The sequence below is a fragment of the Rhodohalobacter sulfatireducens genome, assembly GCF_022012475.1.
GTDB classification, from domain to species: domain Bacteria; phylum Bacteroidota; class Rhodothermia; order Balneolales; family Balneolaceae; genus Rhodohalobacter; species Rhodohalobacter sulfatireducens.
In genome coordinates, this window is record NZ_JAKLWS010000002.1 from 231751 (window position 1) to 244938 (window position 13188).

Consider the following 13188-nt stretch of genomic DNA (forward strand, 5'->3'; position numbering starts at 1 on the left):
GTGCAAGCGTTTCGTTTGTGCCTTCATGTACGAGCACGAACAAGATGCCCGCGATATATTATGCTTGTTTAAATGATAATCAACCTTTGCCTGCAGGGTTCATTTAAGCTGCCGAATTTAATGGATGAAGATCGAGAGATTCGGCAGGCTAAAGAGACAATCGTCAGCCGAGAAATTGTCTCAAATCTCACCTCTTATGGCTCAAGACTGAACTTAAATTCCTCGTCTTAAACCCCGTACGGTAAACCGCCAATCCGGAATATCAGCATTAATTTCTCGTTCCTGCCAGGTTAGTTCAGTCTTTCGATCTTCTCTTAAATCGTACATTGTCATTTTCTGCGGACTCCACAGCACATCCGTAATCTGTTCGAAATTTTCTGCTTCCAGGCGTTTTATCATCTCTTCTGAACTGTTGAAATATCGCACTGTTTCAAGAGCGTAGTTATCTTTTTGAATTTCGAATTCAACAAATGCATATTGATCGGAATCGGGTTTAGTAGCCCGAACAGTGTGATGAGTCTCACCGGTTTCCAGCCACTGAAACTCATAATCATCGGGATCTTGATCACCGAGGTCTTCATATGTAAAATCGCTGCCCATAAATTGGTCGCCCTGTTCGGCTGCACTGATTACCTGAATTCGTCCAAGCGAGGGGAGATAGAGTCGCTGAGTTTCATCTCCATCTTCATTGACGGATAAAAATCCGGTACCGCGTACAGTAGCCGGTTCAGAAAAAATAATCAGGTTGTCTGTATTTTCATCACTGTTTCGGGTCCAGGATTGCATCACTCTGGTTCGGGTTCGGCCCCGGGAATCGGTGATGATCATTTCCAAAACAGAAAATTCGGTGTCAATAGAGCCGCGTCGCTCTTCTACTTCATCGAATACGGCCCTTGCTTCATCCTCGTCTGTGATGCGTTCTTGAGCCAGGAGAGTTGTGGCCGCAAGTAGAGTGATCAAAAAAGTAAGTATGTATCGTATCATAATTATCGGTTTTGCAAAATAACATTGGAGAACTGCTAACCGTTCGTGATTTAATAACAATAAATGAATCTTACCTGAACAGATTCACAAACCAATTTACTTTTTGATCGATCCATTTTAGGAAGGAGACCGTCTCTTTAACTTTTGGATGTTGGATGGGGGATGCTAAAATAAGTCGTGCTAAAACAGCGGCTTGATCGTCTAAGGATCTTTGAAGAATTGCTCTTTCCAAATTGGTTTGAGCCGAGGTTAATGCAATTGACATCGACCACGAATGTTCCCTGGCCTTGGGAATGCTGAATGCGGTGATCTCGTCATCAATAGTACCCAACCCACGATCCAGCCGCTTTAAGATCGGGGCATATTTTTCAGCAACACTTCGTTTTAATCCGTCTGTAGCTTTTTCAAGGATAAGATTGATGTCGGTGTGATCCTGGTACTTTTCCTCGCGGTTTGGATCGATAGAGACCTGGTGTAAGGCCAGTGCTAGATCGTGATTAATATGAGCGTTTACTCCAAGTAACAGGTGTTGAATAATATACCCATCACCATTCTTTGCCAGGTTAAACGCAATTTCCCAGGATTTGGGTACCTCACTTAAATTGCCTTGTTCGTAGTTTAGAATAGCTTCTCGATAGAGATTGGCAAAACAGATCAGGTATTGTTGGCTCCAAGAGTTATTTTGAAAAGTCTTTTCTTCAATGGCCGCCCCAATAGATTGCGTGATGTGAAGATAGGCTGTGACAAAAACTCCCCTGAGGTCATTGTGATTCAGAAAATAGTTTTCGAGCCATTTAAAATTTTCTATCACCTCCGAAACGGATTGATATTGCTTCTGAAGGTTTGATATCAATTCCGTTTGACTCACTCCGTTTCTATTTTTTCCAATTCACCTTCTTCCAGAGAATCCATATACCAATCAGAACAAGTGGAATACTTAAAAGTTGTCCCATATCAAGAAATGCACCTTCAAGAAAATCAGCCAGTGTTTGCTTAGTAAATTCAAGGAAAAAACGACCCCCGAAAAGTGCAATCAGAAAGGTTGCAAACAGGGATCCTTCCGGTGGTTTACTATCGTATTTCTTGTAAATCCAAACCAATAAGATTAACACAAACAAGCAAAGAATGGCCTCATAAAGCATAGAGGGATGTCGGGGAAGCATATCCACTTTTGTAAAGACAACTGCCCATGGTACTTCGGTGGGAACTCCAATAATTTCTGAATTGAAAAAATTTCCGATACGAATAAACATACCCCCAATGGCTACTCCGGGAACAACTCGATCAGCAACCCAAAGAAAATTTAACCCATGAGTTTTATTTGCAAAGAGATACATTGCAATGATAATTCCAATCGCTGCTCCATGACTGGCTAGACCCCCTGTCCATACCTGTGGAATCAGGTGAACGTTCCGTAGGTAGAAGTCTGCTTCGTAGAAGAACACATGCCCCAGCCGTGCTCCAATAATGGTACCTACAAGCACATACATTAAGAGCCGATCGAGCTCTTCAACGGTTCTGCCGGCGTCCCTGAACATTTTAAGGCCTATCATATACCCTGATACAAATGCAGCAACCCACATCAATCCATACCACCGGGGTTGGATAGGGCCAATGGAACTAATTGTGGGTGAAGAAATAATAAGAAAAGGAAGTTGACTTAGAACAAGAGACCCGAGGATGATTCCCCAAACTTTCCAGCCTTCTGGTTCTTCTTTGCTTGATTTGGGTTTGATCTGTTGAAAACCAAAATAGATCAAGATGAAACCCAGAATAATACCGTATATCGATAACGGGAAAGGGAGATTAAATTCGGGAATTGTAAAGATCACCGGATCCAGTTCCCATGTAAAATGATCAGAGTTATTCATGGAAACAGTTCGTAAAATTCAAAGTGCAACAAATATGAAATGCAGTAAGTTTTAACTCAAGAAACATAATTTCCTGCTTCGCGGGAATTCCATTATACAAACTCAACTATATTCGCTCGCCGGATTTTCTTGAATAGAGTGTGCTTAAATAGTCCGAAATTTCGCTGATTGTCATTTCAATATATCCACGGGATGCGAACCTATTCTTTTCAGAATCTTTTGTGGCTTCCATTTGGGATTCTTGATTTGAACTAAAGTCAGATTTATTTGAGTCTGATTTGGATTTTTTTGATTTCGGATCTACAGTAATTGAATGCTCAGGAATAGCCTCAGAAGATTTTGGTCCGGTGTCGGTTTGTCCAGTATTTTTCTTGGTACTGGCTTTTGAATCGGATTGTTTTCTTTTGATCGTTCGTGAGTGTTCAGGAACAGGATATGATGGGCTGACCTCATCCGGAGATTTGGAACCAGTTGAGCCGCCATCAGGTGTGTCAGAAGTTGGTGAAGGTGATCCTCCTCCTTTATTATTATCACTGCCACTTCCTCCAGATTGATTATTGTCATCCTTGCTGGAAAATATTTTACTAACGAAGTAGACAATTGCTGCAACAACTAATGCAAGTAAGGTATAGATTAACCATGATAAGCTTCTGCCTTCTTCGTCTGTGTCGGCTTCTTCAGCAGTTTCAGAATCTGTAGGTTCATCAACTTCAGATTCAGGTTCAAGCTCAGTGATGCTCTCCTCTTCCTCTATTACACTATCATCTTCCTCAATAGCATCTGAATCCGTAATCGTATCGTCTGAGGTATCATCAGGATCTTTGGATGCGATGTCAGGTTCTTCTGTTGCATCGGGTGTATCATCTACGGATGCATCTTCATCGGCCCCCTCAGGTGATTCTGTTGTTTGTTGTTCTTCAGTAGCAAGTGTATCTGCAATTTCGGTAGAGGAATCAACATCTTTTCTGCCGACTGTTTCAGGTTCAGTGTCTTCATCATCTCTACGTTCAATAGGTGTGGTAGAAGCATCATCTTCTTCTTCTGATGGATCTGTTTCTGATTCGACATCAGCTGCTTCATCTATGGCTTGTCCAATTTGTTCACCACCCTCAACACGGTTTAACTCATTTACTAAAGAATCAATACGGGCTTGAAGATCAGCAATATTATTTTCATACAATTGCTCTTGTTCTCTTCGTGCTGCCTGTTCAGCAGATAATTGGGTTTGAAGAGAATCCAGTTGAGTTGTTAACTCATCCAGTTTTTGTAAATTTAGTTCCGCCTTTTCTCTCTCATTTGCAATCTCTTTCTCAAGACTTTCAATTCGGGTAATAAGTGTATTTAATGTGTCAGAATTTATCTCTACAGTTCTACTTTCTAATTGTTGCTGAGATTCCAACTCTTCTTCGAGTGATTCTATCTGATTTGTAAGGCTCTCAATCTGCGCCAGTTGTTCTTCTTGTTGGGCAAGCAATCGATTTTCAAGCTCTTCAAATACATCATCCCCAGCATAAGGGGGCTGATCTGAAGGAAGCAGTGGTGTCGGCCAATCGGCGTCTACATCACTTGATCCAAATTTAAACTGAATGCCAACCGAAATTACACTCCAAGTGTTAGAAGTTTTGGCTGAACCACTCAGATCATACAATTCACCTAAATAATCTCCGTCAACAATGTCTCGATTAGCAACATTGAATTCATATTGTGCAAAAGAATCAATTCGGGGACCGAGATTAAATCTTATTCCACCCCCGATAGACGTAAAGAATGTTTGCCCGGGGTGGTCTGCTGAAGTTGCATTTGGAATATTATTGTTGGCTCCGTCAGATTCAACAGAAATGTTGTTGAACATCAGCCCTGTCCCAATACTGCCGTATATATTAAAATTTTGAGAATTCCCCCCGAATAATCGCAGCAAACTAAGTTGTGTAGAAAGGGATGAAGTCCAATATTGATTTTCTAGCGATAAAAAACTCTGTTGGTTTTCAAATTCACTCAATAATGTGAATTTACCATATCCTATATTCGCTTGAAGGGCAACTTCAGGGGTTGCCACGTATCGAATATTAAAACCTATTGTATTATTGAACTGCTCTTTAAATTCAAAATTAGCATTTACAGCCGATTGAAATGTAGAACCCACATTTAGATGGCCTTTCGTAAGCGTGCCAAATACACCTATGCTTAATCGATTGGGTGTTTCATCCTGATTTTGAGCATTAGAATGACCAAAGAGGAGCAAAAATGACAAGGTTAGTAAAGAGGTGAATTTCCCCAATTTCATCATTAATTAGTCTTTTAAAAATTAATCTAGTAGAAAAAAATCAAGATGCTAACTAAAAAAACATCTATTGTGGTCTGTTGTACCAAAAATATTCGTATCAGCAATACAGCTGTAAATACTTATTTCTAATTTGGATATTCGTGCTTCATTTTTGAGCCAAAAAAATGCCTGGCTCCCCTTCAAGAAACACAAATTATTCGAATCAAAATTTAAACTAACAATATGTGAATCGATTAAAAAACACAAGTATTAAATAAAGTATGCGTTCATTTTTAATTTCAATTAAAAGCTAAATAAAAGTCCTGCATAAAAATTTAATGTCAAGGACATAAAAAGAGAACTTAATATTATTCACTGATTGAAACACAAGTATGAGCATTACCAATATCCAATCCGATACTTTTCGTATCAGTTGAATTACTTTTCTTTGCCGAATGCAAACAGTACCCTTTGCTTGCCATTGTGAGAGGGTCATCTGGAATTTCAATATTTAAAAACCCCTTGAATTCATCATAGAAGCAATCAACCAGTTCAGGGTAGCTTGCTCCACCTCCAACTAATACCATTGTACTGGCCTTATTAAAATCATCATCATTCCATGTATTTTTAATTAATGGTGAAATGACATTTGCATAATATTGGTTCAGTACTTTTTTCCTTAGATCCGTTAAGTCGATGCGTTGTCTATTAACGGTGATATGCCCATTTTTCAGAGCGTTATCGAATTGGTGTTCGGTTCTTAAACTCAAATAGTGAGAGTTCGACAATTCTTTCATAGCGGAGTCAATTGCGTAACGCAAGCCACTTCCACTGTTTAACGTTCGTTGTACAAATCCATTTTCTGTACAGAGTCCAAATTCAAGTGTGCCATACCCGATACTCACAACAAACATGCTGCCCCTGATTTGCATTTCACCTTCGCGGGCAGCAACAATGGATCCAAATAACTCTGGTATAATGCTTATTCTCTCAATGTTTACACTTGCTTCAGACATACCACTACCGCCAAAAGGCATAGAGTCGTATTGAATAGTATCGATGTTGCTGATAAGTTCGGAGGCTGCTTCTTTATTTAAATTAAATGTTGCGTGAGGAAAACCAGTAGTAATGGAAACAGGATTTTGACCAACATAATCTGATGCGATGAATAAGCCTGATTTTAATAATAGGTTATAATCGAGGTCATCCGGGGAACTGTTAATTCCTTTATGTGGTGATTTACCTTCTAATAGAGCTAAATTTCCAATTACATAATTTTCACCTTCATGATGAATTTTTATTCCATTAATTTTTTCGGTAGTTACGTTTATTAGTGTGGAATTGTACCCTTCTAAAACGCTTGGAATAATAAAAGTTTTCATGTGAGATTAGTTAAATTTTGAATTTAAAAATGGTCGGAAAAACCTGGTATCTATATTGATAAGAATTATAAAATGTCGTTATCCCCAATAAAATAATAGTAACAGCTATAAAAAAAGATTTTTACAGTTATGCAGTAATTTATACATAGTTACAGAAAATATATAATGTAAAATGAGTGGTTTTGATCTAAGGAAATTAGTACCTCAATAGTTGCAATAAACGATCACAATTTATGTAAACTTATTAAACAAACTTCCAAGATCAGAGAGCAAATATTACTTCTTATCGAGAAAAGTAGTTGAATGAGATTATAAACAAATACTGCATTATTATGAAATAAGGCCTCCTATTTTATTGAAAAAACTGAGAATCGATGGAGTACTCTTAAATCATATGAACACATTAAATCATTTCTTAAATAGAGGTGGCTTGTACACAACGTTTCAAGTTGAAAGTAACTTTGCTTTCAAATAAACTTTCGCAGTGTAATATTCCTGAACGTGTTTATGCTTATCTATAGCGGGGTTTTTGCAGAAGCACTTAATTTTCTAATAAATTTTTAAGTGTATTCTTTGCACTATCACGAATGTATTCCTTGACAATTGTATCTATAGTAGATGTATCCGGCCCAACTTTCGGAGATGCCGTTGTTCCCGTTATCTGTATCGGGACAGCTATTCTGCCATCTTCAAGTTGAAGGGCATCCGCCGCTCTGCCTGAGATGATTGTTGCAATTCCATTTTTGAACCGTTCAGGTAATAGCAGGGTGGCTTGATAATTTATGTTATCGCTCACCATGTTTAGGTTGCCATTCAGTTCAAGCCCGAGATTTCCGCTGGTCAGGTTCAAATTTTCAAGCGTCATGATTGATTCATCCATCGTAAAATTTGCATTCCAGCGATCGAGCGTAAGTGATGAGAGTTCCGGGGTTTTCAGAAATTCAGCAATTTTGGCTTGTATGGGGTGATTAGCCAGCCTCACTTTACTCATCCCGAAAGTTCCGTTAGCTTCTGCAGTTGTGATATCGGGAGAGAGATTCGGCTGAAGTTGCGCTGTGTAATCCACATCGGCACTGAAGGTTCCGTTAATATATTGATGAATGGTGCTTTTTGGGCCGAGGAATCCTGTATCTCTGAAGAATGATTTGGCCTGAAGGCTATCGAGATTTCCTGAAAATGAGATGCTGGTATTGAGTGGTTCTGTGATGGTCCATTCCATTTCCCCCGTCGCTTCTCCTTCAAAGAGTTGAGCAGTGGCATTGGAAACACCTATGACATTTTCCTCCATTCGCCCGGTACCGGTCAGATTTGTAATGTTGAGTCCAAAAATTTGGAGGCGGTCAATCCCTGCCTGAACAGATGCTTTAAGTTCAGGAAGTTCAATGGGAATCGGTTCTTCATCGGCTTCCTCTTCCCAGTCGATCATTTCGTCAATATTTAAATAACTGCTTGTGTAGGTTCCATTGACAATGGGTTTTGAAGTCGATTCAGCATCCAGGAAACTCATGTAATTTTGAAGCGTTCCTGCAAGCTGAATATCTGATTCACCCAAGTTCATCGAAAATTGTTCGAGGCTCATTTGGTTTGGACTCACGCTCATGCGGCCGGAAAGTTGAGTAATTGGAAGCGGTAGTGAATCACCTCTCGCGCTGACATTATCTACTTCTAATGAACCATCCAGGGCGATATTCTGCATATTTCCAACCGGCCCGCGTACATTAAGATTTAAAACTGCATTTCCGGTTAATTCCTGGATCATCGGTTCCAGTGAGTAATAGGAGGTAATGCTGCTGAAAACGGCATTCCCGTCGAACGTAAGATTGATGTTTGGTTCATCGCTGAGATAATCTGTTACAGATCCGGTCATTGCGAGAGCATTATCTCCGCTGGTAAATCTCCCTTCAGAAATGGTTAATTGCCGTCCCTGGGCTCGAGCTCGAAATGTGAAATCTTCGATAGGATTTGTCAAAGATTTATGCGAGATATACCCGTTCGTCAGATCGATGGTTCCGCGTTGTAATACTGTCTCAATTTGGTCGGGATCTAATTGACCTTTCAGCGCCACTTCTGCAATTAATGTACCACGCATTTGAAGTGTATCCTCATCAATTGGGTAGAAGTTTCTGATGGTTGCAAGGTCGAAGTTGACGTTTGAAACAACATCTACCGTTCGTTGATCTTCATCCAGTGGATTTAAAATGGTGCCTGAAAGCTTGAATTCATTTGTCTCCGCAGTAAAACCGGATTCGGCAATATCTATTCGATTTTGATCGGCTCTGATCTGAGCATTAATCGCTTCTATGGCGTTGGGCACATCAGCATATTTCAGGTTTCCATCAGCCAGGATAAACTCACCTGAGAACTGGGCATTTTCGAGATCATCCATGCGTCCGTTTGCAGTGGCATCAAGATTCAATTGTCCACTAAGACTTTCGATTCCCATATCCTCAATTGGATAAAAGCTGCTGACTGTTGCCAGGTTGATATCTCCGGTGGCGTCCAGTGTGAAAGATCCATTGTCTTCAAGCGGTTGTTCGATTCGACCCGATCCCTCAAGGTGATTTTCTCCAGCCTCGGCGCTGAACTGTTCGATAGTTGCCAATTCATTATTTACTATTGCCGATATATTGATATTCTGAATGGCTTCCGGTAGTTCAGGATCTTGGAGATATCCGTCAGCAACCTCTACAGTGAAATTAAAATTAGGCAAAGATTCTTCCTCGAAAACTCCATTTATACTTCCCTCTAATACCAGTGAACCGCGTGTATCTAAACCGGTAAGTTGTTCCTCGTACTCAGGCGGAGCCAGTCTGAGGAGCTCTCCGAAGTTATCTGAATTTGAGTTAAAGTTGAGGGACACTTCCGGTGCTTCACTACTCCATTTTGATACAGAACCGGTGAGATTTAGAGCCAATCCGCGAATCGAAAAAGTGCCCTCAGAAAATGTCAATACTTCATTTTCCATATCAAGTGTGGAAGTCTGTTCCATACTGAGAGCCAGATTTTCAACATAACTGGTTTCATCCATGGAGTAGGAGAGAGAGGCTAATTCCGCATCAATTGTGCTTTCGATGATATCAGAAAAAGTTAGTGCAATGCTTGCATCTAAATCTTCAAGATGAGCCTCTGAGTTTGCGGTTTGGTCTATGTAGTGAATGGATCCATCTGTAAGTTCAAAACCGGAAATGGAGATGCTGGCAGATTCCTCTGTTGTTGCAGTAGTGTCGCTTTCAAACGCTTCAAAAAGAAAATCGACATTGGTAGTAGAATCAGGCCGGATCGTGTAGTAAACAACAGGACGTCGAATATCTAAATTTGAGATGGATATTTGGTCCCCAAAGAGGCTGTATAAATCCAGTGAAAGCAATAGTTCATCAACTGTAGCGACGGGTTCCCCATCCTGATCAGGTACCCGGATACTGTCGAGTTGAACTCCGAAACTTGGGAATGTTCTGAAAAAAGTGATAGACATATTCTCAACCTGCACCTCACTCCCGGTGGCCTCCTGAACCTTAGGCAGAACCATATTCTTGAGCCTTTCATCTGTGAAATAGAAGTTGAGCCCGATCCCGGTAAGAATCAGAAAGATGAGAATACCGGCAATAATCTTTAAAAGTGTCTTCATGAAAGTAATTGGTTGATTTACTTGTTAAAACAAAGCTGAGTTTGCATTGTTCCATAAATCAAAGAGTAACAGGCAGGTAGATATTTAAATCTAACCTTTTCTTGAGTATCAAAACAGAGCTTCGATAACTATTTGAAAATTTCTTGGCGGGGCAAAAATGGCAGGTCTCTCCACGTAGTAATAATCAAATAGGTTGTTTATCAGGAAAGAAGCATTCACATCCAGACCTTCGTACACATGGGGCACCTGAAATTTAAATCGAATATCTGTGATGTATTGAGTGGGAAATACTTCTGCATCAGGAACAAAAAGCGAAAAATCAGTATCCACACGTTCAGGCGGACTCGCTGCCCGGAAATCAATTCCTGCTTCCATCCAGTCCGTTATTACTGAATTGGCAGACCCGTTCAGCAAGTGCTTTGAACGATAAAGCAGGGGTTGATTCAACTCTCGATCGGTTGTATTCAGGTAAGTATAGCCAAGTTTTATTTGATGATTTTGATCCAATGTAGAAACGGAAAAAGAGGCTTCTGCTCCGCGTATCCTTGCCCGGGTTACATTTACAAACTGAAATGCAGCAAGTTCATTGACAAAGGTCGGCTCCACCAATCGCCGATACTCATTCCAAAAGCTGGTCAGTTCTGCTTTTAAACTAAAAGCGTCAAGAATAGGACTGATGTACGTGACCCCGGCCTCATATCCTGTACTGGTCTCAGGTTTCAGAGTGATATTAGATTCAAGTGGAAAAAAATCGTTATTGTTTACAAATCGTTCAGCTACACTGGGCACTCGAAATCCTCGTCCAAAAGAAGCACGGGCTGTCAGACTTTCATTGATCGAATAAGATGCACTAAACTTTGGACTGAACTGAGTGGCTGTACTTCGGGTGTGTACCTGGTAAGCGTCGTATCGAACGCCTGCGGTAGTTGTAAGCTGATCATTCCAGGTGTACTCAGATTGCAGGAATAGAGCGCCTTCGGGTTGATTGCGAACGGTTAGCGAATCCTCGCCTACAAACACATCTGAGTTGATCACATTTTCATCAAAAGAGAGTCCGCCGCTAATGATCATTTCATCAGTGGCCTGTATGGTTGATTCTGCTTCCAAGCCGTAGCGAAGGCCTTTATTATGTCGTTTCGGCGGACTGATATGGCCATTATCTTTAAGAGGCCGAAATGCTACTCCAAAAAGCCGTCCTTTTAACGTGTATTGAATATTTGGGTTGATGGAGTGCTGAAAAACGGGAAGAATTGTGAGGCGATCAGAAAGTCCGTCGTTGGCTCCGCTGGCTTCGTTTCCGGTCAGATTGATCGACCCGGGGCTTAAAACATCATCCAGTCCATCCCAGTAGAGAAATTGCTCATTATTGTTTCGGCGAAGGCCGGTGTACATAGAGAGATTCATAACTTCTGAAATATCCCAGCCAAACTTGGCATATGTTTCAAAGCCTTTTCGGGTGCTGTTTTGCAGGTAACCGGAGTTGTTGTGGATTTTGCCACTGAACCAATACCCAAATGAATCAGTAACCTGGTGAGATCGTCCGAAAATAATACCGCCCCGGGGACGAAAATCAGACCCGCCGCCCCATCCGGCTCTCCACGTTTCAAATCGAACCGGTTCATAACCACCTCCATAGAGGCGAACAGTATTTTCAGGCTCATCAGAAAAATCTTTTGTGATGATATTAACGACTCCGCCCAAAGCTCCTCCTCCATAGAGGGCTGAGCCGGGACTTTTCAGAATCTCAATTTGCCTGGTTTGAATGAGGGGGAGGCCGTCAAAATCCATACCGCCATCGTCCGGCCCCATCAATGGAACGCCATCCACCAATAGCAAAACACGGCTGCCTACACCATACGAAAATCCGGAGGATCCGCGAATATTCACCGAGTTGCCGTGTACCTGAACTCCGGGTACGTATTCCAAGGCTTGGTCGAGTGACGTGATATTTCTGGAGGTCAACTCTTCCGGTGAGATCGTATTCATACTCACCGATACTTTTCCAATGAGCTGACTTCGCCGAGAGGCGGTAACAACAAGTTCATCCGACTGAAAAACCAGCGGTGATAATTCAATATCAAGGGTAATAGTTTGTCCACTTGCAACCGAAATGCTATCTGTTTTCTCCTCAAACCCAACCATCGAGATTCGCAGAAGGTAGGTCCCCGGAGATGCGATTGTCAGTCGAAACTGACCATTTGCATTTGTAACGGTTCCGAGCTCTAAATCGGGAATTGAAATGTGAACACCGGGCAGAGATTCTCCCGATGAATTTTGAACCGTTCCCTCAATGGTTCCGGAATTTTCCTGGGAATAAGCCGAAGGATGGATCAATAGAAAAACCAATAGGCTCAAAAGCAATATTTTGGTATTTCCTTGAAGCATAATCATCTATTCGGGTGGAAAAGGTGGGAGGTTCTCAAAATCCACATGAATGCTAATGGTAGTGGTGTCGCCTTTAACGATTATTATTCCGTCGTTTTGATCATAGAGCCCCACCGGTTTCCAATCACCAAATATATTATTCCCAAATTGCTGGGCAACGGTATTGTAAACATAAAAGCCATTCGGAACTTCGTTTACGATAAAAGTATCCTTTTCAACAAAAAAATCGAGGGGCTCGCTGAATACCAGGTTTTCTATATCAGAAAAAATGTCCTGAGCTGTTTGAGGTGGAGACTTCAAAGGAACAAATCGCAGGTCAACCAATGAGTCTTCCGTAGGCCATTCTCCTGAGTAGGTGATTGATCCGGTAATCACACCTGTGGGATTTGGTTCCTCTATCGGTGGTTCAAGCCCGCCTTCACAGCTTGCGAACAAAAAAGAAGCGATGAGGAGAAGAGCAATTGGTATGAACAAAGAGTGCTTCAAGAGCTTTATCCGTAATATGATCAACGGGAAGGATGCAATCAAGAGGGTAATATTAAGAAAAAAGAAGTCTTGTAATAGCGCGGGTTTACTCGTTCGTACATGTTACTTAGACACAAACGAGTGTTTTTTATAAAAAATACCTCTTTGGAAAAAGGGAAACCGCTGAAGAGGAAAATTATTTTTTTACAATCC

The 13188-nt window shown here is 41.1% G+C and carries 8 protein-coding genes; all 8 read right to left on the reverse strand.

Going from position 1 to position 13188, the window contains the following annotated elements; all coding sequences use genetic code 11:
- Positions 1-213: 213 nt before the first annotated feature.
- Positions 214-984 (reverse strand): outer membrane lipoprotein-sorting protein, encoded by a 771-nt coding sequence (locus L6773_RS03140; protein ID WP_237852397.1) that lies wholly within the window; start codon positions 982-984, stop codon positions 214-216.
- 70 nt (positions 985-1054) lie between these two features.
- On the reverse strand, positions 1055-1852 hold the full coding sequence (locus L6773_RS03145; protein ID WP_237852398.1) for a DUF5995 family protein: 798 nt from the start codon (positions 1850-1852) through the stop codon (positions 1055-1057).
- Positions 1853-1859: 7 nt separating this feature from the next.
- Positions 1860-2855, reverse strand: a complete 996-nt coding sequence (gene lgt, locus L6773_RS03150) for a prolipoprotein diacylglyceryl transferase (protein ID WP_237852399.1) — start codon at positions 2853-2855, stop codon at positions 1860-1862.
- A gap of 106 nt (positions 2856-2961) precedes the next feature.
- On the reverse strand, positions 2962-5106 hold the full coding sequence (locus L6773_RS03155; RefSeq protein ID WP_237852400.1) for a coiled-coil domain-containing protein: 2145 nt from the start codon (positions 5104-5106) through the stop codon (positions 2962-2964).
- 380 nt (positions 5107-5486) lie between these two features.
- Positions 5487-6500, reverse strand: a complete 1014-nt coding sequence (locus tag L6773_RS03160; protein ID WP_237852401.1) for a ParM/StbA family protein — start codon at positions 6498-6500, stop codon at positions 5487-5489.
- A gap of 541 nt (positions 6501-7041) precedes the next feature.
- Positions 7042-10125, reverse strand: a complete 3084-nt coding sequence (locus L6773_RS03165) for an AsmA family protein (RefSeq protein WP_237852402.1) — start codon at positions 10123-10125, stop codon at positions 7042-7044.
- Between the two features lie 108 nt (positions 10126-10233).
- Positions 10234-12510 (reverse strand): TonB-dependent receptor, encoded by a 2277-nt coding sequence (locus L6773_RS03170; protein ID WP_237852403.1) that lies wholly within the window; start codon positions 12508-12510, stop codon positions 10234-10236.
- 6 nt (positions 12511-12516) lie between these two features.
- Positions 12517-12984 (reverse strand): hypothetical protein, encoded by a 468-nt coding sequence (locus tag L6773_RS03175; RefSeq protein WP_237852404.1) that lies wholly within the window; start codon positions 12982-12984, stop codon positions 12517-12519.
- Positions 12985-13188 lie beyond the last annotated feature (204 nt).